This is a genomic window from Chitinophaga hostae, from assembly GCF_018224885.1.
In the GTDB taxonomy this organism is placed as follows: domain Bacteria; phylum Bacteroidota; class Bacteroidia; order Chitinophagales; family Chitinophagaceae; genus Chitinophaga; species Chitinophaga hostae.
This window is the reverse complement of record NZ_JAGTXB010000005.1, coordinates 40,269-63,624: the sequence shown is the minus strand read 5'-3', so window position 1 is coordinate 63,624 and position 23,356 is coordinate 40,269. Positions and strand designations below refer to the sequence as shown.

Below are 23,356 nucleotides of genomic sequence, written 5' to 3'. Positions count from 1 at the left end.
CTGCCACACGAAAAGTTTGCCGGGTTTTCGCCCCGCCACCATTGCCTTACCACGCCACTCCTTTCCCCGTCACACGCACGCTGATCGTTTCGCCCGCCTTCACCGGCACCTTTGGCCAATGAAGAAAAGCAGTATATCCTAAGGGGCGTTTTGCGTCTGCGCTGGTTTCTGCCATAACACTTACATTGGCATCATATGCGGTTGGATTATGTAACTCCAGCACCAGGCCCTTTGTATCTTTCTTAATAATTTTTGCCTCCACATGATCAAAAACATAACATGTTGACTGATCACTCAGCACGTAAATACCTGGTAGCTCCAATGCCATCAGTACACCGTTTGTTTCTGTCCAGGAGTTACGGGTATAAATAAAATTGCCAACGCTTTCCTTTCCTTCAGCATCGCTTGGCTGAATACGTTCCATCGATGAACCCACCAGGAAATTGGTGGTAATATGTCCTGGCATATTCACCGCCTCCGTATGCGCATGTTGTATATCCCTGATCAGATCAGCATACATCGGCTTCCCCGTAGCCCTGAAGAGTTTAAAAAGATAATCACCGGAGGAAGTGCAGATGCCCGGTGCAGCATGTTTATTTTGTATGCTAGCCCAAACGGCGCCGGTCATATTGGATTGCAATTTCCCGATGGTGCTGGATGGAGGGAACACCGGCGCATAGGATAGTGTCCAGGTGGCGCAAAGAGACGCCTCTACTTCTGCCATGGACAGCCACTTTTTATCCCCGGTATAATTGTACAATGCCATCAGTGACTCGAGGAATCCAAACGCTGATTCGGAATCCGCATCCTGCGAAATATCCCCGCAGTTACCACCTGTAAGCCCCTGCCCTGCCACATCGCGGCGGTAATAATAATCCGCGGCGGCGGCGGCAGTTTTCAGCCAGTCGGCCTTTTTAAAATAGCTGGCCGCCAATGCCAGGCCCGCCGGGGCAATATTACCGGCAGTAGAGTTGAAGACGGCGATCTCGCCGGTTTGCGGCGCTATATACTGGCCAAACTGGCCATTCTTCTCCCAGGTTTTTACAAAAGCCGCAGCCAGTTTTTGCGCTGCCGCTTCCCAGTCTTTATTAATCATTGCAGCATGACCGCTTTCCCTGAACAACATCAGGTGTTTCACCAGCCAAAATAATACATCGCCGTTCTTTCTTACCATGGCCTGTATTTCCGGGAAATCGGGCGACATCTTCTCTCCCTTAATTTCTCCTGTTGAGGTAATGGCTCCGAAAAAATAACCACTCTTACCTTGTAATTTGTGTACCACAAAATTAAGCTCCTCCGCCACTCTCCTGCGTTCCTTCTCGTTGTTCAGCGATAACATGGGATAGGTGTTAATCATTCCACTTACCCATCCCAGCTGGAAATCGTTACTGTTTTCCGGCTTGTAGTAACTGCCGGTGGGCTGTTGTGCAAAATTGCTGCTGCAGATATCTGTTCCCAGTTCCAGCAGCTTGCTCATTGGCAACAGGTTGCGGAGAGCAGGCGCGCCGGAAAGATCTTTCCGTACTTTCATAAATTTTGTCAGCAGGGAGGGAATATCTGTTGCCTTAAATACATATACCCGGAACCGCATCGATACTTCGTCGCCGGCTTTCCAGTCGGGCGCTTTATCGCCACTTGGATGAAAGTCGCCGAAACCCGTAGCCAGCTTGCGGATTGCAGGCGCTGATATATCAAAAGTAAAATGGTCTTTTTGTGCGTTTTCCGTGATGGTAACCCCATTGTTTCCCCATTTCGTTTGCTGTTCCGTTAACAGGATAAAGCCCGTTTGTTCCGAAGGAGAAAAAAAGCAAACGGCCGGCGTAGCCATATTACCGGTTTGCAATTCTACCAGCGAAGCTTTATCAGGTGCTATGGATAAACGCGGGTTATTTGAAATCGTTAACGGTACGAGTGGGTTATAATACATATCATGTGGATACTGCGGGCTATAACCATACCCTATGGAGCGATACCGGTTTCCGTTATAAAGCGAGGCGGGTACTAGCACATAGTTGGCCGCGCTCCAGTTACTGAAGTCAAATTTTACCGCCACCGTGGAAGCACTTGCCTCTCCCGCCGTTAACCGGAAAGAAGCTTCCATATCTACCGCATCACTACATTCCTTTACGGGTGTTGCTTTTAGCGCCAGTTGCCAGTTACCAGGCAACTCACCGGAATGGAAAACATTTTCTGTCACCAGGCTGACGCCATCATAATGTCGTTGTAAAAAAGCTACTGATCCGCTAACCTGTTTCAGTATCCTGTTCATTTCCGGGTTGGAGAGCTGGGAAAATGATTTTTTCGATGTGGCAATAATTGCCAGGAACAACAGGAAATACTTCATCTTATACATAATTGCTTTTTTAATACCGTTATGACTGGCTGAAAAGAAAATATTCCCAGCTCCGTTCCTACGGGGTATAAAGATCTGATTCCCCTGATATGAAGTCAACCCTTAATTTGACTATTACGGATACTATTTTTGCAGCTGATAATACTGGCGTAATTTGTATCTTTGAATCGACTGTAACACAGAACCAGGCCTACAATTCCATGCAATACATATACGAGAACTTTACATTTCCACCAGACCAATCATTTACTGTAAGGTCAGAGATTCTTGAAATAAAAAAATATACAGCGTTAAAATCGCATGTTAATTTCGAGATCGCATTGCTGGAGAACTGCAGTGGTAAAAGGTTTATCGGCGATCACATTGAGGATTTCGATGGACCGGAGCTGGTATTGCTGGGCAGCTATCTGCCGCATTGCTGGCAGTATTACAAGGCAACAGATCCGCTGATCCCTACACAGGCAGTGGTGATCCACTTCTTTCCTGATTTCCTTGGAAAGGAATTACTCGACAAGCCGGAGGCCAGGCAATTGAACCAGCTTTTTGCAAAAGCAGCAAAAGGGGTACTGTTTACAGGCAGCACACTTCGTGATGCAAAAATGATCATGCACCAGATGCTGTATGTGTCGGGCTTAAGCAGGGTGGCGCTGATGCTCCGCTTGCTGGATGTGCTGGCCCAGTCAGAGTCGTCGCGTGTATTATCATCACCTTATTACAACGCCGTGGAAAGTTCTGGTGAAGCCAAAAAACTCAACAAAGTATTCGATTATATCTTTCTGAATTTTAAAGACGACATCGCATTGCAGGATGTGGCAGACCTCATTCCGATGTCGTCGGCGGCATTCTGCCGTTTCTTCAAACGCAGTACCAACCGCACCTTAATCGATTTTGTGAAAGAAGTGCGTATAGGGCATTCCGCCAAGCTTTTACTGGAGGGACATCATAATGTAGCGGAAGCCTGCTACAACAGCGGGTATAATAACATATCGAATTTCAACAAGCATTTCAAGGAAGTGAAAGGGCTGTCGCCAAGGGATTTTCTCCGGCAGTATGAAGACAAAAACCAGGCGGACCTCAAGCCTGAGCAGCTGTAATCACTCCTTACTAAAACGGAAAAACGGTTTTGCCTCTACCCATTTTTCGCCGGGTGCGGCGCCGGGTACGCCGGTTTGATAGCCATCCATCAGGTGGTTCCACTCCGCACAACGTTTATCATACGACTCCGCTGTTTTTCCCATCTGGCCCAGATCCGCGCCCACAGGCACGGCAATGGTCATTATCAGCAGGTAATCGTACCGGTAAAGCGTTATTTTCCGGTAGCCTGCTTTTTTAAAACCAGCCGCTACTTCCGGCCATATATGCTGATGGTAATCGAGGTACTCTTTCAGCTTCTGTGCATCCTGTACAATGTTTACTACAAATACATGTTCCTGCAACACCGCTTCTTTTTCCGGGGCAGTGCAGGCAGAAAGTATAACAACGGCAGCCAATGTCAGCGTTCTGCAGAAAGCAGCAAGGGATATCTGATGCATGAATCGTTAATTTAATACTATATAGATCGTTATCATTACCAAAGCCAGCGCGGCCCAGCCTGTCCATAACCATTTATCCATGGCCCATCCTGCTTTTTCCGGGAAAGTAAAAGATACCTGGTCATTTCCAGGCACTTTAAAAAACACGGTAATCAAAGCCATTACAGCCGCCAGGCCGATAAAAATATATACGGAGAGCAGCAGAAAATGCGGCCAGAACCCTTTGTATGGATAATTCAGCACATAACAAATGCCCATCACCAGGCAAACAAATCCGCCGCCAAACAACACGGTTTCTGCTGCTACCCGGTGGGTACGCTTCCAGAAGATGCCGGCTAAAAACACGACCGATAATGGCGGCGCCAGTATGGACACCAATCCCTGTGTTAATTCAAAGAGACTCTTATCTGAATAAGAAAATAATACGGCGATACCTCCTCCGAGAACAGCCCCCACAGCAGTCATCCATCTCCCTACCCTTATTTTGGCATTTGGTTTCAGCGATACAAACTGTGTCACCACATCCAGTGTAAAAACAGTGCTGAAAGAGTTCAGGCCTGAAGACACCGTATCTATCAGGGAAGCCACTAACGCCGCTATACAAAGTCCTCTAAGCCCTTCCGGCATCAGGTTGCTAACAAGCGTAATGTAGGCTTTATCCGGTGTGGTACTATCTCTGTATAATAAAAAACAGATGATACCCGGCAACACAAAAATAAGCGGCGTGATCACCTTGAGCGTCGCCAGGAAAAGAATACCGCGTTGCCCCTCCTTTACATTTTTTGCCGCCAGCACTTTTTGTACAATCGTTTGATCCGCACACCAGTAGTAAACGGCTACCACCGGATAACCCGCCACTATGGCCAGCCAGGAGTATTCCGGATCCGATCCCGGGTGGAACAGTTTCCAATAGTCAGGAGAAACTACCTGGGTAATCCCTTCCATATGCCGGATTTTTCCAATAGCCAGCACCGTTAGTATTAAGGAAGAAATAATAATAATTACTGACTGGAAAACACCCGTTCTCACCACGGCCTTTAAACCACCGATAGCAGTATAACTGGTAGAGATAAGGGTGATCAGCACTACCGCCTCCACCAGCGAACACCGGAAAATTTCCGAGATAACGAGCCCTCCTGCATACAGCGCACTTCCCAGCCATACAAACAATATGGAGAGCAGGCTGTAAACAACCAGGAAATTATAAGATCTGCGGCCATAACGTAAAAGCAAAAATTGTGGAATGGTGCTGATGCCCGCTGAAATATAACGCGGAATAAAGAACGTGGCCAACAACATCAAAAATATCCAGGCCAGCCACTCGAAATTGCCTCCCACCACGCCTTGTGAAAAACCCAGGCTGGACAAACCGATCAACATCATCGGGCCTACGTTGGCACTGAACATGGAAAAACCGATCTGCCACCATTTCAGAGAACGACCGCCTAAAAAAATATCTCCTCCCGACGGCGCCCGGCGGGATTTAAGATAAAATCCAAAAACAAATAAAGCTACGACGTATACAAAAAGAACCAGGTAATCAATTCCAGCTAATGTTATCTTCACGGACAAAGCTTAAGTATCATAAAGATACAATAGCCTGATATTCCCGTACGTTCTTTTTATTCCATACCCGCATTTTTACTATTTTAACGGTATCTTCTACGTCACTCCAGTTGACCTTCACAGGCAGACCAGGGTTATCGGGCAGAAAAAATCTGCCGTTGCGCCATTCCGGTTTCACTGCAAAATATATTTCCAGACCCGACATAATTGAATGAAGGTACTCCACCTCGCATTGTTCGGATGCAGTCGTCATCAGCGAAGCAGTAAACAAAGAATAGCCGCCGGATGAAAAATCGATTTTGTTTTTTTCCGCAAGTTCCTTCACGGCCATCCATTCTTTTACACCGGCCAGGTGGCCGGGCACCGGCTGCAGATGTCCCACCCCAATGTTTACCAACGTAGGAAATACTTTCGCAGTGCGTTCTGATTCTCCAAAAGCAATTTTTACAGGTGTTCGTTTACACAACGCTTCAATCTGATCAAATGATGCGGAGTGAATAGGTTCTTCAAACCAGGCCAGGTTTTCTCCGGCGGTTTGATCAATAAACCGGAGGGCCTGCTCACAACTCCATATCTGGTTGGCATCTGCCGCCAGCCTGATATTTTTCCCCAGCAGGCTGCGCACAAATTTTACACGCTTTACATCTTCGGCCATATTCGTCCCAAAATCTTTCCCCACCTTCATCTTGTAACAACCTACTCCTGCTGCCACAAAAAAAGCGACCTCTTTTTCCAGTTCTTCATAGCTATAATTGGTGCCGCCTCCGCTCCCATACATCCTTACATCGTTCCGGGCAGCGCCCATATACTTATGCAGCGGAACGCCCAGCCGGCGTGCAGCCAGATCGTGCAAAGCCATATCCACCTGCCCTAACAGCGCCGAGGCCGGGCCTCTGAAGCCTTCGTTGCGGATAGACCAATACATTTTTGCATACAGCTCACTATAGGAAATATCATGCGAGTACAGCAAGTGAGGCACCAGGCAGGCTTCCAGGATATTGGTATAACTACTGTATACGGGCGCCTCTCCAATATGGCCGTTTTCATCCTCAATGGTGATCATAGACATGCCATAAGCCGGAAACGGTCCCATAGTGGCGTCCTGGAAGGGAGTGACCACTTTCACCGGCGCCAGTTCCCTGATCTGTATGCTCTGGATATTAAAGATTTCGTTGTCGATATTGCGCATCTTAGTTGCTTTTACCCGTTACTGCATTTCAATATTTCTGCGAGGATATTTTCCGGTAGTTTACCTTGATTAAAATGTTGGATACTGGTGCTCAGTTCCGCCTGATCAGACGCCCCTAATACAATGTTAAACTCGTAGGGCAACGACAGCAGGAACCTGTGCGCCATAGCCGGTAAGCTGAGCTGATGCCTTGCTGCTATCTTTTCCAGGCATACCGCCATTTCCAGGGCTTCTATAGGCAACCAGTCGGGCTGCTGCTGTTTGAACGATGCTATACTTTTTCCCAGCAACCCCATGTTTAATGGACTTGCGGCGTAATACTGTATGTTGTGTAACAAGCAATATGGCAACGAATCCTTCAATGCCGTTATATTGGATGCATTAAGACGATTAAATTCCATCACTACATCAAATACGCCATTGTCCAAAAAGTGTTTCATCCAACCGGGCCAGTTACCGCCCACGCCTATACGTTTTGCCAGGCCCTGTTCTTTAAACCTGGTGATGGTGGTAATGATCCGCTCCGTCGCTGATTCCGGGATAGCCTGCGGGTCATGCAGAAACAGGATATCAAGGGAAGAAATACCAATGGTACGGAGACTATTTTCCAGGCTCTCTGCCATGGCTTCGTCTGTATAATCATACAAAGCCTCGTCGGCAGCATACGATTTCAGCCGTCCTACTTTGGAACTGATAACGGGCATTTTTCCCCGCCATTGTTGTAACGCCTGTCCCAGGTAGCTTTCTGCATCACCATAGGCAGGCGCCGTATCGATGGCAGCTATCCCTGATTCCAATCCGGATAAAATTGTCAATACAGATTGATGCGGATCAACCTTTCCCCAAACACCGCCTAATCCCGCAGTACCAAGTACCAATCGCTCGTTGACCATAATGTGTAGTGCTACCGAACAAAAATAAACAACCTCCCGAAAGTACAAAACATCAATTTTGATCAGCATCGATGTTATATTTACCGGCAGGAAAAAAAATGCCGGCGCTAAGAATAGCCCGGCCTTATGTGGAATTTTAAAATGTAGTCAACTTATTTGCTTTGCTTTAATGTTCTTGGATTGGTCAGCCCGCCGTCAGATGCCACCACATAGAGCTTCCAGGTATTACTATCCAGTTGCTCCAGGTGATACCGGTTCTTTTCTTCCTGCATCTCCTTTTTCAGGGCATCTCCGAATGCACCGGCATTTTTGGCATCCTCCCAGGTCCGGAAAGCTTTGAATATCGCCTGTTTGTCGGTCCGTTTTTCTACCGCACCCTGGCTCAGGCCCAGCATATAAGTAGCGTCCCAGGCAATAGCCTTGCTCTGCAGATTCTCTATCACCTGGACGTTCCAGTCGTGCTGCAGGTTTTGTATCCCAAAAGTGCAGGGGAAATAACTTCCGTTGAAAGAATAGCGGATATCTTTTCCCTCAATGCCCCATTTATTATTCACCGGATCAAACATATTGTTTCCACCGCCAACATTACATACGCTCATATAATGCCAGTTGCCTTCAAAAACGCAGGAACCCATCACCCTCAGGTAGGGTACCCCCAGCTTTTGAAGGCGGTCAAACATGCCCCTTAAAAAGCGTTTAAACGAGTATTGCCCATGCCCCTGGTAGGTGAAGCTTTCGAAGCCATCAAAATCGATAAAGTTCATCCCGCCGTCATGCAACAGGTTGGCATAGTAAGCGGCATAGTCATCCTGCAGCGTGATGTCCGGGATGAATCCTCCGTAACAGTTGGCCTGGAGTTTTGCCAGTTGCTCCCCTGCACGATGGGCTGCAGCATTGGTTTTGAGGGCGCCGCGTTCCACACCGGTAAGCGTATATGGTTTTGTGGTGGTAACGCCCTTATACCTGATCAGCTCCTTCCCTATTTTCAGCACATTCAGTTTGTTGTCGTCCCAGCAGCCAAACTCATTCAAATAGCTGGTATCCGCTACCTGTATCAGGGTATCAGTTGCGCCTATTTCCTTTGAGATACGGGTTTTCAATACCGTACACAGTCCGTCGTTGGGCACCGGCTGCACATCGCTGGAAAACGACTGTACAAATTCTGTCAGGGTATGTAAGCCATAAGCAATACCCTCTTTATTGGTTAATGCAGTTAAATCGCTGATTGGGCGCTTTTGGTGATGTAGCGTCACTTTCTTGTCGCCCCAGCGATCTTTGGGGTTTGTATAATATTCTCCTAAACCTTCGTCCTGAACTGCTTTCAGGCCCAATTGTCCGGCATAGGACACCAGGCTGTCGTGCGGTCCCGACCAGGCTATATCTGTTTGATAATTGGACGGATCTTTTATCCATTTCCCATTCCTTGTAATGTAAGGCAAGCCCTCATTTTTTACAATCTGTTCAATGGTGCGGAGTCCCAGTGAATCGGGGCAGGCATAAAAAGCGATGGAAGAACCGATATAATCTGCATCCACGGGTGTAAGCTCCATATGGCGGGGCGATTTAATACCCGGGAAATCATTAAAATGCGGATAAAAAATAGTGTAAGGTTTTTTCCGGTCGCGCGAATGCAATACGATGGAAGAACCATAGTCCGGCTCCAGGCTGGCGCCATTGCCATTCATATACCGGTAGTATTCTTCCGGATGCGAATAAAAAGCAACGTCATTTATGCCATCTCCACCGATACGAAACCGTTGGCCTTCCTTAAGATCAGCCGGCAGCGGGTATTTCACCGGATCAGGCGAGTGTATGATGTAACATCCCTGGTACATATCGCCGTTGCAGGGCGGACCGCTGGTCGTGTTATCATTCAGCGCCAGTATGCCAACGGCAAAATGATTGTCTCTTACCACCGACAATATTTCGCCGATAGTTTTGGAAATATTGGTTTTATAGGGACCCCATACCACGTTATCAATACCATTGCGCGGTATCAGCGACAACAGTTCGAAGCGGAGGTAGTCATTTTTCTGATCCACTTTTAAGGTAGCCACTGTACCATTGGGATACGATAATTTCAGCTGGTTGCCCTTCCAGCCGGCGCCTGTCGGGAAAATATTTTTTCCGCCCTTTTCCAGCGCCAGCAATGGTGAGCTTAGGCCTTTCGGATGATACTCCGTGTTGGTTTGTTTATTCCGGATACTGGTTATAAATCCACTTTTATTGATAGCTACAGAGGAGTACCTGGTGGAGAGCGCAATTTGCTGCGCATCCGCCGGTTTACTGAAAGCCAATAGTGAAGAGATAATAATACCGGCGGTTATACACCGGCGACGACCGTTGCTGTTTTTCATTGTGCTGCTGTTGATTACCTATACCCTCTGCGGAAACAAATGCGTTGGTATGTTTCGCGAACAAAGTTAATACAGGCGTGGGCACATAAACATCTGCTAATTTTGCCGTCGTCGATGCTTTTTTGCTCTATAGGCCGGCCGCTTGTACCGACAACCGGTGTCTGAAAATATTCAGCGGATCCCATTTTGCTTTTACCTGCTGAAGGCGTGGATAATTATCCTGGTAGTAGAAGGTATGCCAGGGTACGCCTGAACGGTTCCAGGTGGGATCGGCCAGGTCATTGTCGGGATGGGCAATAACGCTTCCCCCGGTTTGATCACCGGGTACCGGGGCGCCACCGGTCGCTTTAAACAAATCGCTGTAACAATTGCGTACCCAATCCATACTGCCGGCGGCAGCTTCCGGATCCATCCACCCAACCACGCAGGCGGTAGCCATGATTGCCCCGCGCTGGGCTGAGCTGGTAGCATCAGCGGCAACACTGTTTACCTGTCCACCGTAGGTGGCCAAACCAACATTTCCGCCAGGTATATCATTCCGTTCAGCTAAATAGTGATAGATGGTACCCAGCTGCTCCGCTGTATAAGGTTTGCAAAGGAAGGCATCTTTTACCTTGAACGCTGCCTTACCGCCTGAAAATATATCCGGGAACGGGTTAAGGGCAAAATCGAGCCAGCTCATTTGTTCTTTTTTCACGGTACAAGGTATGCCTGCTTTACCGTTGATGGCTTGTATAAAATCATCGGCTGCATTTGCAGACGGATCAAACACCAATCCCTTCAGCTGTATTTTTCCAAGCACCTTGTTCCAGAGATGCATCGTTGCAAATACGTTCAGCGCATCACTATCCGGACGGCCATGCGCATAGCTCCAGTGGCCAAAATTGTTGACCAGCTGCCGGAAAGCATTTTCATCCATATCGCTCCATGGCCATTCGAGTTCGATGGTTTCCACAACAGCCGGCGCTTTGGGCAACAGTTCCGCAGGATCCTTGCTGTTGCCGGGTTTGCGAAACCAGTAGCGGGTGGCTACTCCGAAATTACCGGCGCCACCGCCGGTATGCGCCCACCAGAGTTCACGGTGCTCATCAGATGGATCACTGGTAGCAATAATCTTTTCTACCTGCCGTTCTTTATTCACGCACAATACTTCCACGGCATAAAGATAGTCGACACCTAATCCATGCAGCCGGTGCATAAAGCCGAAAGCCCCGCCCGGTATATGTCCGCCTACTCCCACTGCCGGATGTTGTCCCGTAGGCAGTACTGTTCCCCAGTTGTGATATAGCGCTTCCTGCATCTCACCCAATGTGGTACCAGCAGTTACTTCTATTGCATTACGTTCTTCATCATACCGCACGCCTTTCATCGCGGAAATATCAATAACTACCTCTACACCCGGGTTACTGACAAAATTCTCGAGGCAGTGACCACCGCCGCGCACGGCCGGGCGCAACCCTTCGTCAACAGCATGTTGCAACGCCGCCGCGAGGGCGTCGATCGTGTTAACAGGAATAATTTCTGCGGGATGCCCTTCAAACCTGAGGTTAACGCCACGGTTGTTCCAGGTGTTGTAATCGGGCTGATCGGGTTTAACGATTTTCAATTTGATAGTGGTCATATTGCTTAGCAGTTAGGATAGCTAAATTTAGTAAGCGGAAAGCAGAAAGCCAAAAGCAAAAAGCTATTGTAACGAATAAATTACCCGGATGGTATTCCGTATTAATGATTCGTTACAATAGCTTTTTGCTTTTGGCTTTCCGCTTACACAGCAATTATTGTCTTTCGAAGGTACGTACCGCGCCTCCAAAGTTTGGATTAATAACTATCCACTTCAAGGTTATTTTACCGCCTGAACGTATGATGGTTGGACTGGTAATGGATAACTTACCAAGCGGTGTGATCTGGGTAGGCCCCTCAAAGGTGTTAAGGTCTGTAAAGCCGATGTAGAATGGAAAAACGAAGGCCGGCGCATTGGCAACGCCACCAACGTTATCAACGGTATATAATCCCTGACCGGCTTTTACTACGTGCACAATTACGCCATTGGTACGTTTGTAGGTACCGCTGATATCATCGCTCGCGGGAATGGTGGTAACAAGTACCAGCCTGCTGGCGGAGGTTCTGTAACCGTACACATTTTTTGCGAGAAAATTCACGATATAAAAACCTGCAGTAGCCGGGTCCACGTCGTTGTTTAACGGCTGGAGCGTAGTCGTGCTGTTGTTGATGCTGTCAAACGAAGTAGCTCCTGCATCCGTATAGGCGCCGCTGCCAACAGCCAATGTAACCGCCGGCGCTCCTTTCAGCGTGATAACGGGGTACCTGGGAGTCACCATTTGGGTATACTTGTTTTCCGAGTCCTTTGTGCAGGCTGCGAGCAGCATACAACCTGCCAGGAACATATATATTACTTTCATGAAGTACAATTAATAGTTAAAAGAATATCGATATGCCTGTTAGTTCGCCCACCACACTTTATCGTATACAAAATGATTGGCTTTGGGCGCGTTTGGATTCCTGGTCAGTTCCGAAGAAGGATACAGGAATATACCAGGCCATCTGCCTGCCCCGATAATAGATCCTTTTGAAATAACAAAGAAGGAGGGATACCCGGTTCTTCTCCATTCTGACCAGGCTTCAATAGTCTGGTTGCCGCACATGGCTGCCCATTTTTGTGTGATAATGGCCTTTATCTTTTCTTCGGAAGATCCACCGGCCGGGAATGCCACAGACGGCTGCGTCATGTAATCACTGGCTCCATCTACGTGATAGGCATCAAAGCTGTTGGTAATACCCGCGTTATACAACTCTTCCGCATCACCGCTGAGCCAGCCTCTTACCACGGCTTCTGCCTGGAGGAAGCTGGCCTCATAATCCGTCATCAGTTTTACGGGCGCCAGCGCGGAGTTGGCATCTTTTGCATTACCGCTGGTAGCAGCTGATGGGGGTGAAACAGTTGTAGTAGGCGGCGCATTGAAACTTCCTTGCGGAATGCCGACTACGTTACCCGTATTGATTGGATCGTAGAAAGCAAACAGCCTCGGGTCGTTATTGACATTAAAGAAGTCGACTGCAGTGGAACTGGCTACAAGGTTCTGTGTTGTATTGAGCACCGTACCTGCAATAGCGCCATACAGCGGATTTTGCTGACCGCCGGTAGAATTAAAGTTTTGAAGTGCCGGTTCACCGGGTTGAATAAAATCCGCGCCCGCCAGCGACTTAACGATGGTGGCAGCCCTGGCGGCATCTTTCTTCGCCAGGCGTAATCCTATTCTTAACTTCAGGGTATTGGCGAAGCGCAACCATTTTTCCATATCTCCCTGGTAAATCAGGTCATCATTACCGGGAGCCGGTTCGTCCGGATTAATGAGTTTGATGGCATCATCCACCAGTTTCACCAGTCCGTTGTAAATGTCGCTTTGTGAATCATATTTCGGATTCAGTATCTGGGTGGTCGCATCTCCCTGTAACGCTTCCGAAAAAGGTACATCTCCCCAGAGGTCGGTGCTGAGCTGGAAAGCGTATGCTTTAAGCAGCATGGCGATCGCCACGTACTGCTTTTTATTGGTAGCGTTTCCTTTATCGATGACCTTCTGGAAGTTTTCGAGCGCGTCTACTTCAATATTAAGCCATACGTTACCGAAGTCGCCCTGTGCAGGAGCGTACTGGTCCAGGGTTTTATATTGTGACGAGGTAGGATTCTGTGTCCAGTATTGACTCCAGATACCGCCATCGATGGTAAGGGTATTTCCCACCGCAAATGTAAGTCCCGTTTCTGCCGAAGGTAGCAATACTTCTACCGGCACATCCAACGCATTGTTGGGATCCGTATTTACATCCAGGAGTTTTTTGCAACCCGCGGATGAAAACAGGAAGGTCGACAGCAAAATCAGTGATTTTATATTCGTTTTCATCAAGTTTATTTTTTAAGCCCAATTGAAATTAGAATGACACATCCACTTTAATACCCATGTTCCGGAGTGAAGGATTGGATAAGAATTCATATCCCTGCACGTTGCTGGCTCCCTGCGCATTGATTTCCGGATCAGCAAACTTATTGGAGCTGGGCACCCATAAAAACAGGTTATTGCCATACAACAATACCGTTAGTTTTGAAAATGGGGTATGTCTTAACATCGACTGGCTAAAGGAATAACCAAAAGAAGCCTCACGCAGCTTGATGTAGCTGGCGTCGATAATATGTTCTCCGGCCGGTACCACATTAGTCCAGTAGTCGTACGGATGGAATTTAATAGAGGTATTATCCACATATTTTCCGTTAGCATCCTGGTACACGGAGTTAGGGAATACATAATCCTGACGGCCGTTGGTCGCTGTTTCCAGCGCATAGCCGCCAAAGTCAATCAGGCTCTTGGTGTTTGAGTAGAACACGCCACCCTGTTTGGTATCAAACAGGAATTTCAGCATAAAGCCTTTGTAACTGATATTAGCGCCGAATGAAGCCATATAGTCGGGCAGGTAGCTGCCATAGTAGTTAGTGGCGTTGTTGAGTGGCAAACCTGTTGCCTGATCAATGATAACCTTACCACTTGTCGGGTCAACTGCCAGACCGGTACCATAGAAGGTTCCATACTTCCTGCCTTTAGCGGCTACCTGTGCCATCGCGGTGGTACCGCTGATGCCGGCACTGATGGCCACCTGGTCCAGTTTATCGTTGATATCTACTACTTTATTGTCGAGCTTACTGTAAGTACCATAGAGTTCCACGCGCAAGCCATAGGCGGTGTTAACCGGTGTAGCTCTTACGCCTATTTCCAGCCCTTTGTTGGTCATTTCTCCCACGTTCAGGGTGATGTTATTAAATCCGGAACTGTTAGGGATAGGCACATCCACAATCTGGTTGGTGGATTTGGTACTGTAGTAAGTTACGTCCAGGTTGATTTTATTTTTAAGTAAAGACAACTCTGTTCCCACTTCAAAAGAAGAGGTGAACTCCGGTTTCAGATTCGGATTACCGATGCGGTTATTGCGGGCAAAACCAGGTATGGTAGCGTTGTTGCTGGTAATCGGGAATAAAATCTCCCCGAAGTCGCCATTCACGTCTGTTTTAGTGTAGGTAGTCTGCAACCGGTAAGCAGGAGCATCCGCACCTACTTTAGCATAGCTGACCCTCACCTTTCCGAAACTCAGGATGTCGCTGAAAGCTTTATCCTTATATAACTCAGAGAATACAAAAGCGGCGTTCACGCTTGGGTACACATAAGAATTATTATTGGTAGGGAGCGTGGAAGAAACGTCGTTACGTATGGTTCCACCCAGGAACAGCATATTTTTGTAATCAAAGTCAGCTTCCCCGTAAAAACCATACAGTCTCCTTTGTGAAAGGGTGTTGGTAGAATTCACAGGTCCGTTGGAATTGTCGAGGTTATAGAAGCCTGGTACAATCAAACCACCGGTGGTGTTGGTGGCAGAAAACAGGTTATTGCTGGTAGTCATCCTGAAGTTATTACCCGCCAACAACTTCATATTCAGATCCCTGGTCAGTGCAGTTGTGTAAGTGATGATCAGGTCATGGTTAAACTGTGTATAGTTGGTAATGTCCTGTGAGTACTTACCATTATCCACCCAGTTGTTGCCTTCATAAAAAGGATCAACCGGTACAAAGGAATACTTGGCAGCCTTTTCATACCTGCGGTCGCTGTATATATCCGCACCAATACGCTCGGTGATATCGAGGCCATTGATGGGTTTATACGAAAGCGAAAATGTTCCGTTGACACGTTCTACCGAGTTATTATTCTTATAATTCTGCAGCAGGAAATACGGGTTTTTCGTATAGGCGCCATAGTATCCATAGTAGTTGGTACCATCGGGGCCGGTGAAAGTGCCGTTATAGTGGTTGCTGAGATCTTTGAAATCAACGATCGGAGCATCCCTTGGCTGCTGGAATATGGAGGCATACACAGAGTTGGTCTGACCTCCCAAAGGCAGCTGGCTGGAGATATTGGTATATCCCACAGATGCCTGGCTGGAGAACTTATCAGAAAATTCAGAGGATCCGCTTACTCTCACACTATACTTGTTGTAATTAGTGGTGGGAATAATTCCTTTATTATTTAATGCACCCACTGATAAGAAATAAGTTGATTTTTCATTACCGCCGGAAACAGTCAGGTTATTATTGAAGGTTTGTCCCGGGTCAAAAAAATCTTTTACATTGTTCGGAATAGCTTCATATTTCTTTAACTGTTGTTTACCATCAATAATTTGTCCGAACGGCCTTTCTTTGCCGTCAAATTTTTCACCCCAGCTGAAATTCTCTCTTCTGTCATCGGGAATACCGTCAAGGTTACCTTCTCCGAATTCATTCTGGAAAGTAGGGAATTTCAGGATCTTTGAGAGCTGGTAACTGGTGCTGAAATTGATTTGTGCGGGTGAGTTCTTCTTCCCTTTTTTTGTGGTGATCAGGATGGCGCCATTTGAAGCAATGCTTCCATACAGCGCGGCAGCAGCCGGGCCTTTCAACACGGTGATACTTTCAATATCGTTCGGGTTAAGGTCATTTCCCCTGTTACCATAGTCCACCTGGTCGTTGAGGAAGTCCGTATTCCTGATATTATCATTGCTCACGGGTATACCATCAATAACAAACACCGGTTGGTTGTTGCCACTGAAAGAAGTAGGTCCGCGCAAAGTAATCCTGGAAGAGGCGCCCGGCGCATACCCGGAGGTAATATTCAAACCCGCTACTTTACCTGTCAGCGCATTTATCGGGCTGGTATTATCACCCAGGTCTTCCTTGTTGATAGTAGCCACGGCATAACCGAGACTCCTTTTTTCTCTTTTTACACCCTGTCCTGTTACAATTATTTCCGTTAAGGAAGTACGGACAGATTGTAAAGACACATTGTATCTGAGGCCGGATGTTACAGGTATTTCCTGTTCATTGTAACCTATAAAAGAGAACACCAGTATACTTCCCTGGGATGCTGTAATGGTATAGTTACCTTTTGCATCAGTAGCAGTACCGGTATTTGTGTTCTTAATTCTTACACTTACACCTGGTAAGGCAGAGCCATCTTCCTGCGCAGTCACTTTACCGGTTACCTGCTGTTGCGCAAAAGCAAACAGCGGCAAAATAAACACGAGCATTGCCAGGAAAGCTTTACGAAAAGCTTCTTTGGTGGCCGTGTTTATACCCGGAATGAAAGGAATAAGATGGGTTGTTTTTTTTCTCATAAACAAGATTTTGGTTGTTGTTTGTTTAATTTTTCTACTTTGGTTTAATAAATACAGCCCCTAAGCGGAGGGCCATTGGCGCATGAAAGCGCATCATAATACGGCATCATTGATTTACCATTTTGTTGTGAGACCGGTTATATATTAATCAGTTATTTGAGTGGTTTCGACTGTTGATCCTATACATCATAAGACTGGTCGTTGATTTTGGTTATACGCCTTTGGTTGAAAAATTGTACGGCATCGCGCTGATACTATGGTATCGCTCATTAAATATGACAGCCTGAAATCACGATGGTTTAAACCTTCTCCTGTATTGCAACAACTTTTTTATTCATCACCTACGCTTTAAAAAGCTGTTTCAGGGAACAGTAAACCGGGTGGTTATTCACCACCGCAAATTGCTTGTTGCGTTAAAAATTGCCATACTGAACAATACGGCGGCTGTATACTCCTCTATGTCGTGCTTATGTTATCCGCCTGATTGTTGAACTTTCTATAGCGCCATGTACCTGGCATTTACCGCCAGTCGTTGATGGCCAGACACAAAGCTATACTATACTTTTTTTGAAACTTATGGCAGATGGTAGGTGCAGTAAATGTTCACCCAATGAAATCTCTTGTAAGCGTTTAGATTTTGTTTTCCTGGTAAGAAGTTCATAAGCTTTATTATTTTTCTGCTGATAAACGACGCCCGATCTATTTTAATACTCGATATCCCGATCCAGATTTTGTTATTCTCTATACTTTATTCCAAATAGTGATTCAGGTGAGGTGCATTTTATAACCACTAAATTAAGTCTTTATTGGGGAAAAATAATAACATGAGTACTTTATCTATAGAATTGTCTTGTAAAAAAATAATAAAACATTGAATATCAATATAAAATATTAGATAACTTATCCTGATTCATAGTTATAGATAAATCTTATAGTTAACTGATTAAATCGGAAGCGAAAAGCCGAAAGCAAAAAGCAAAAAGCTATTTTCCCGAATGATCAAAGCGGTTATGATATGCGCTTTGATCATTCGGGAAAATAGCTTTTTGCTTTTTGCTTTCGGCTTTAAGCTCTATTGAAGCGGATCAAACTCACCGCCCCAGTTATTGTTTTGTTTTAACAATGGGTTCCTGTCCAGGATGGATTTAGGAATACCATAGATATAATACTGATCTTTAATCGCTATATCCACTGCATCTGTTGGGATAACGGTAGAAGTAAATTTGTTCCAGTCTGTATTTATATCCGACATCGGACTAACATTCGACTGACCGGCTTTCAACAATACAGCTATTCCATGGCGCTGGGGAAGACCTCTCAGGTAACCAAACATTTTCCAGCGGCGCAGGTCAAGCATACGTTTACCTTCGAAACAAAACTCAACAAAACGCTCTTTCTGGTATGCCTTGCGTATGTCTGATTGCAACACCGCGGTAATACCGTAGTTACCGGCAATACCTGGCTGCACGCCAGCGCGCGCCCGGATTTGTTTTAATACATCAAGCGCAGCTGCACTGTTACCTGTTTCATTAGCAGCTTCTCCATAGTTCATCAACACTTCCGCATAGCGGATTTCAACCCAGTCAACACCTGCATTATAAACAGTACCCTTATCAATTGTTTTATCGATTGCTTTTATGCGGTAAAAGCTGGAGTTAGACCACAGCGGATCCAGGGTAACAGGATTATGCACGCCCTCCAGGCCGGTATTACCATTATAGTTGGTGATGCTGGTGAAGTAAGTCCACAGGTAACTTTTGCTGTCACGCATCCCTTTCAGATATTGGTTCGGCGCTCCGTTATAGTAGATATTCGCATAAAAGCGGTCGTCTCTGCTGAAGAACAGGGTATCATAGCTTCTTGTCTGTGATTCCCAGCTGGAGCCATCCTTCATCGGGAAGGAATTTACCAGTTCCAGGGAAGGGCGGTCATAACCTACATCATCTTTAGACCAATCCAAAGGAATTAAACCTCCCTGGAAATATGTAGCCTGCGGATAGTTAAACCGGCGAACCATTACTACTTCTTTGTTTAACTCATCATCCCAGATCTTGTTGTAAGGTGCATATAATCCTTTACCACGTGCATCGAGGAATTCTTTTGCCGCTTTAGTGGCATCAAACGCCTTCTGCCAGGTAGCAATACCCCCCAAACCATTAAACAACGGGCTGGCATAAAATAACAATACCCTTCCTTTAAAGGCCATGGCCACTCCTTTATCTATCCTTCCCATATCATTGTCTGTAAAGGCATCGGGTAATAAAGCAATAGCAGCATCCAGGTCTTTTAAAATCTGCGTTACGCATTCCGATGTTTTGTTACGGGGCTTTTGCAACGACGTTAAATCTGTAGTAGGAGCCTGCGCTTCCAATATTAGCGGTACGCCGCCATAATCACTTACCAGGTTATGATAAGCCCAGGCTCTCCAGAATAATGCCTGCCCTTTAATTTTGTCCTTATCTGCCTGGCCGAAAGCTGCTTTGTCGATATTCGCCAGCAAAATATTAATGGTGCGGATGTTGTTATACGTGCCAAAACTATTTCTTGAATCGAAAGTAGCCGTGCCTCTGAACCAGTCGTTGGTTTGCTTCTGATAAGCTACTCCTTCATCTGTGCCATTCCCTCCCCCTGAAGTATTACCCGGCATCAGACCTGAGTAGATCTGGTTTAAGTAGGCCGTCGCTATATTTACATCCGACCATACCTGGTCAGGGCCAACTGCCGACAGGTTTGTTTTATCCAGTACTTTACTGCAACTCATCAACAGGAAGGGAACGAAAAAGATGAGTGCTGCTATATTTAACTTAGTCTTCATTTTCTTTGTTTTTAATTTAAACACGCTTTCTACAGTCTTATGTCAATTCCTGCTGTGAATGTTTTCATTGTTGGGTAGCTCATGAACCCGGCCACTTCAGGATCATACAACTTAAATTTGGAGATATTGAACAGGTTTGATCCTGACAGGAAAATCCTGGTATCTTTAAGTGCAAGTCTGTTCAGGATAATATCAGGCAGCCTGTAAGCCAGGTTCAGGTATTTCATCCGTAAAAACCCTCCGTTAAAAGTGGTGTAGTTAGAGCTCCAGGTATAACCCGCTGAATGCGGATCTCCCCATGGGTACATTTTGGGTGAAGAGCCATCCGGATTGTCGGTGCTCCAGGAATCAGCATGGAATGCAGGCACTTTTCCGCCGCCGCCAAAATTTCTGCCCCATGGATCGCTGTAACCTATTTTGTATCCTGTGAGACCGGAGAATAACGCTTCTACTGAAAATCCTTTATAAGTCAGGGAAATATTCAGTCCGTAAGCCATAGGTGCATTGTCTGCGCCGAAGTAGTTGCCCAATACCATTTGGTCGTAGCTATCCACTTTATTATCCGGTTTTCCATCAGGGCCGCTCAGATCAGCCAGCAGCATATCACCTAAAGCAGGAGCAACCCCATTAATAGTATAACCAGCCGGCAGTTTATTCAACTCATCCTGTGTTTTTATTACGCCGAGCGCCTTATAACCATATCCATAGGCCAATGTTTTGCCAATTGGGTTGGCATAGTCCTGTGTATTTGCGGCCACATCTCTCTTAATGGCCTTATTGGTAGCATAGGTGAATACGCCTTTTACATTGTAACTGAAATTTCTGCCAATGCTGTTACTATAGCCCAGTTCTATTTCAATACCTTTGGAATCCACCTTTCCATAGTTTTCCGGAGGTAAAGATGCTCCGAACTCACTCGGGATAGCCAGGATACGGGTGCCTAATATATCGTACGACTTACGTTTCCAGTAATCGAAGGTGAAGCGTATATTTTTATACACCGTTGCATCGATACCAAAACCAGCCGTGTTTGATTTTTCCCAGGTCAGGTTGCTGTTAGGCAAACCGCCATATGCGAGACGTGGCGCGGTAACGCCGGAAGCCCCCATAAAATAAGTGCCTCCCTGGATGATGTACTGCTCCATCCATCTCCACCTGCTGTTAGGATCATCTTTATCCAGGATGTCGTTACCAGTGGTAGCATAAGATCCTCTCAGCTTCAGGAAATCAACCGCATGGCCCAGTCCTGAGGATTGGAAAAATCCTTCCTTAGAAACTACCCAACCGGCAGACACAGATGGGAACCAGCCCCAGCGCTTATTCGGCGCGAAGTTGGTAGAACCGTCTCTGCGCACAGATGCGCTAAACAGGTACTTCGCATCATAGTCATAATTAAATCTTCCGATGTATGACATCCTTCCAATCTGTGATTCGCCACCGCCGGTAGACCAGTCAGCATTGTTTCCACTGGTATACAAAAACTGATCTGTGGCAACGAGCGGGAAATTATAGCGGTACAACCTGAAATTGTTACCAAATCCTTCATATTGCTCATAAACAGCCAGTGCGCCGATGGTATGTTTTCCAAATGTGCGATCGTAGTTAATCTGTGCGTTTAACTGGTAAGTGTTGGATTTATTGTACTCATTCCCTAAATACTCAGAACCGGGATCCCCGCTCATGGTAGTACCGGTCATTTCATCAGTATAGATTAAGCCATTGGGACCTGATTTCTTAAAGTTATACAGCGTTTGTTTTTTTGCGAAGGTTTTGATGTAGCTATTGTCAAAGTTCTTACTATAAGTACCTTTTATGCTTAGTCCTTCTACAGCAGGTATTTTGTATTCTGCTGTTACCAGGGCGTCTATCTGCTGGTTATTATTACGCCAGTAGCCGCCGTTTTTCATCATCTCTATTGGGTTCCCTAACCAGCCAGGGTTATTGGGTTTGCCATTGATATACGGAGTGGCAAATACATCCCAGTACAACAGTTTACCCCAAAGGTTATTCAGGTCATCGGAACCGTAATCATAGGTAAAGTTGAAACGGCTGCGCGTGCCATAGCTTGTTCCCATGTTTAAACCCAGTGTCAGGTTCTTTACCAGGTTGGCCTGCACATTTCCACGGAGGTTATACTTTTTGTAAGATACCTGCGGCAGGAATCCGTCTTCCTTCACATAAGAACCTCCTATATAACCGGTTATTTTTTCACTGCCCCCGGAAACGCTTAATGCATAGCGTTGGCTGGAAGGGTTGTGATAAGCGGCTTTGTAGTAGTTATCGCCATTAGGATTGTTTTTAAGCACCCAGTCAATTTCTTCATCACTTAAACCGCCGTTCACTGCTTTACTCAAATTCAAGCCATCTTTAACGGGCATGTATTCAGGCAGTTTACCTGTACGCATGGTGTTATAGGTGGTGTTAAAATTGATCACCGCGGCGCCGCTTCTGCCGGTTTTTGTAGTTACCAGGATAGCTCCGTTAGAAGAACGGGAACCATAAATAGCCGCTGAAGAAGCATCTTTCAAAATAGTAATATCCGCTACTTCATTGGGATCCAGTGCATCGAAGCTAACCTTATCACGCACTACTCCATCAATTACATACAGCGGTTCTACGGCGCTGTTACTGAAGGAAGAGCGTGACCGCACTTTTACGTTAGAGCCGATACCAGGCGTACCGGTTGGTGAACTGATAAAGGTTCCGGATAAACGTCCTGCCAATACATTAGATAGATTGGTAGCCGGGATCAGCTGTATATCCTTTGCATTCATGGAAGAAACCGCAGACGTCATCTTAGTCCGCTTCTGTGTGCCATACCCCACTACTATCACATCTGTAAGATCTGTAGTGGATGCGTGCAGTTTAATCTTCAGTTCTGCGTTACCGGAAACAGCAAAGGCTGTATTAAAACCGGTCATTGTAATTTTCAAACGACTGCCCGGAGGTGCATTTAACTCGAAGTGGCCATCCGGAGCCGAAATGGTTCCGTTTTTCAAATTCCCTTCCTGGCTTATTGTTGCGCCAGGTAATGGAGCACCGGTAGAATCGGTGATAACGCCTTTGACGTTAATTCTGTTTTGGGAATAGATCCGCGTGGATTGCAGCATAATGCACAACAACGCGATCGCCCATAGTAACGATTTAGCTTGGTTCATAAAAAAAATTGTACAGGTGGCAAATTGTGGAATCAAATCATTGTTCGGTTGATAAAAGCTCTAATCATCCTAAAGGTCTAACTATCTGGTGCGGTGTACAACGTCTAACTTGACTAATATAAATGCTATTTTTGCAGTGGTAATTTTTCGCAGCATCACACGAAACGCCTTACTGTTATGGATATAACAGGTTTAAAATATTTCGCCGGGAACGGCGAAATCTATCATAAATTCCACGTGAATTCATCAGCGTCGACCACGACCCATCGTATAAATCAAGCACTGTGAAT

Annotated in this window: 13 protein-coding genes; 1 reads left to right on the top strand and 12 read right to left on the bottom strand. The window is 46.2% G+C overall.

Going from position 1 to position 23,356, the window contains the following annotated elements:
• Positions 1 to 46: 46 nt before the first annotated feature.
• A complete protein-coding gene (locus KE626_RS12085) occupies positions 47 to 2,353 on the bottom strand; it encodes a hypothetical protein (RefSeq protein ID WP_211973162.1) in 2,307 nt (768 codons plus the stop codon).
• A gap of 89 nt (positions 2,354 to 2,442) precedes the next feature.
• Between KE626_RS12085 and KE626_RS12080 the strand changes: the two genes are divergently transcribed.
• Positions 2,443 to 3,447: an AraC family transcriptional regulator gene (locus KE626_RS12080; protein WP_211973161.1), complete on the top strand. Its 1,005-nt coding sequence runs from the start codon at positions 2,443 to 2,445 to the stop codon at positions 3,445 to 3,447.
• Here KE626_RS12080 and KE626_RS12075 read toward each other — a convergent pair whose 3' ends face one another.
• The 11 genes from KE626_RS12075 to KE626_RS12025 form a co-directional block, all read right to left on the bottom strand.
• Complete coding sequence (locus tag KE626_RS12075) at positions 3,448 to 3,885, bottom strand: L-rhamnose mutarotase (protein ID WP_211973160.1); 438 nt, start codon at positions 3,883 to 3,885, stop codon at positions 3,448 to 3,450. It abuts the gene before it with no gap.
• A 6-nt stretch (positions 3,886 to 3,891) separates the two neighbouring features.
• The gene (locus tag KE626_RS12070) at positions 3,892 to 5,451 is read right to left on the bottom strand and encodes an SLC5 family protein (RefSeq protein ID WP_211973159.1); all 1,560 of its coding nucleotides are present in this window, start codon (positions 5,449 to 5,451) and stop codon (positions 3,892 to 3,894) included.
• Positions 5,452 to 5,467: 16 nt separating this feature from the next.
• Positions 5,468 to 6,640, bottom strand: coding sequence for a mandelate racemase/muconate lactonizing enzyme family protein (locus KE626_RS12065; protein ID WP_211973158.1), 1,173 nt, complete (start codon positions 6,638 to 6,640; stop codon positions 5,468 to 5,470).
• An 11-nt stretch (positions 6,641 to 6,651) separates the two neighbouring features.
• Complete coding sequence (locus KE626_RS12060) at positions 6,652 to 7,602, bottom strand: aldo/keto reductase (RefSeq protein ID WP_211973157.1); 951 nt, start codon at positions 7,600 to 7,602, stop codon at positions 6,652 to 6,654.
• Positions 7,603 to 7,685: 83 nt separating this feature from the next.
• Positions 7,686 to 9,890, bottom strand: coding sequence for a hypothetical protein (locus KE626_RS12055; protein ID WP_211973156.1), 2,205 nt, complete (start codon positions 9,888 to 9,890; stop codon positions 7,686 to 7,688).
• A gap of 127 nt (positions 9,891 to 10,017) precedes the next feature.
• A complete protein-coding gene (locus KE626_RS12050; protein WP_211973155.1) occupies positions 10,018 to 11,511 on the bottom strand; it encodes an FAD-binding oxidoreductase in 1,494 nt (497 codons plus the stop codon).
• 154 nt (positions 11,512 to 11,665) lie between these two features.
• Positions 11,666 to 12,310, bottom strand: coding sequence for an immunoglobulin-like domain-containing protein (locus KE626_RS12045; RefSeq protein ID WP_211973154.1), 645 nt, complete (start codon positions 12,308 to 12,310; stop codon positions 11,666 to 11,668).
• A gap of 39 nt (positions 12,311 to 12,349) precedes the next feature.
• Positions 12,350 to 13,807 carry a SusD/RagB family nutrient-binding outer membrane lipoprotein gene (locus tag KE626_RS12040; protein ID WP_211973153.1) on the bottom strand — a complete coding sequence of 486 codons (1,458 nt, stop codon included), beginning with the start codon at positions 13,805 to 13,807 and terminating at the stop codon, positions 12,350 to 12,352.
• A gap of 28 nt (positions 13,808 to 13,835) precedes the next feature.
• Positions 13,836 to 17,093: a SusC/RagA family TonB-linked outer membrane protein gene (locus tag KE626_RS12035; protein ID WP_211973152.1), complete on the bottom strand. Its 3,258-nt coding sequence runs from the start codon at positions 17,091 to 17,093 to the stop codon at positions 13,836 to 13,838.
• Between the two features lie 1,072 nt (positions 17,094 to 18,165).
• Entirely contained in the window at positions 18,166 to 19,908 is a 1,743-nt protein-coding gene (locus tag KE626_RS12030; protein ID WP_211973151.1) for a RagB/SusD family nutrient uptake outer membrane protein, read from the bottom strand.
• 29 nt (positions 19,909 to 19,937) lie between these two features.
• Positions 19,938 to 23,066: a SusC/RagA family TonB-linked outer membrane protein gene (locus tag KE626_RS12025; RefSeq protein WP_211973150.1), complete on the bottom strand. Its 3,129-nt coding sequence runs from the start codon at positions 23,064 to 23,066 to the stop codon at positions 19,938 to 19,940.
• Positions 23,067 to 23,356 lie beyond the last annotated feature (290 nt).

Excerpts from the sequence above, each read along its gene's own strand:
- KE626_RS12085 (WP_211973162.1), bottom strand. The coding sequence starts at position 2,353 with ATGTATAAGATGAAGTATTTCCTGTTGTTCCTGGCAATTATTGCCACA.
- KE626_RS12080 (WP_211973161.1), top strand. The coding sequence starts at position 2,443 with ATGAAGTCAACCCTTAATTTGACTATTACGGATACTATTTTTGCAGCT.
- KE626_RS12075 (WP_211973160.1), bottom strand. The coding sequence starts at position 3,885 with ATGCATCAGATATCCCTTGCTGCTTTCTGCAGAACGCTGACATTGGCT.
- KE626_RS12065 (WP_211973158.1), bottom strand. The coding sequence starts at position 6,640 with ATGCGCAATATCGACAACGAAATCTTTAATATCCAGAGCATACAGATC.
- KE626_RS12060 (WP_211973157.1), bottom strand. The coding sequence starts at position 7,602 with ATGCTGATCAAAATTGATGTTTTGTACTTTCGGGAGGTTGTTTATTTT.
- KE626_RS12055 (WP_211973156.1), bottom strand. The coding sequence starts at position 9,890 with ATGAAAAACAGCAACGGTCGTCGCCGGTGTATAACCGCCGGTATTATT.
- KE626_RS12050 (WP_211973155.1), bottom strand. The coding sequence starts at position 11,511 with ATGACCACTATCAAATTGAAAATCGTTAAACCCGATCAGCCCGATTAC.
- KE626_RS12045 (WP_211973154.1), bottom strand. The coding sequence starts at position 12,310 with ATGAAAGTAATATATATGTTCCTGGCAGGTTGTATGCTGCTCGCAGCC.
- KE626_RS12040 (WP_211973153.1), bottom strand. The coding sequence starts at position 13,807 with ATGAAAACGAATATAAAATCACTGATTTTGCTGTCGACCTTCCTGTTT.
- KE626_RS12035 (WP_211973152.1), bottom strand. The coding sequence starts at position 17,093 with ATGAGAAAAAAAACAACCCATCTTATTCCTTTCATTCCGGGTATAAAC.
- KE626_RS12030 (WP_211973151.1), bottom strand. The coding sequence starts at position 19,908 with ATGAAGACTAAGTTAAATATAGCAGCACTCATCTTTTTCGTTCCCTTC.
- KE626_RS12025 (WP_211973150.1), bottom strand. The coding sequence starts at position 23,066 with ATGAACCAAGCTAAATCGTTACTATGGGCGATCGCGTTGTTGTGCATT.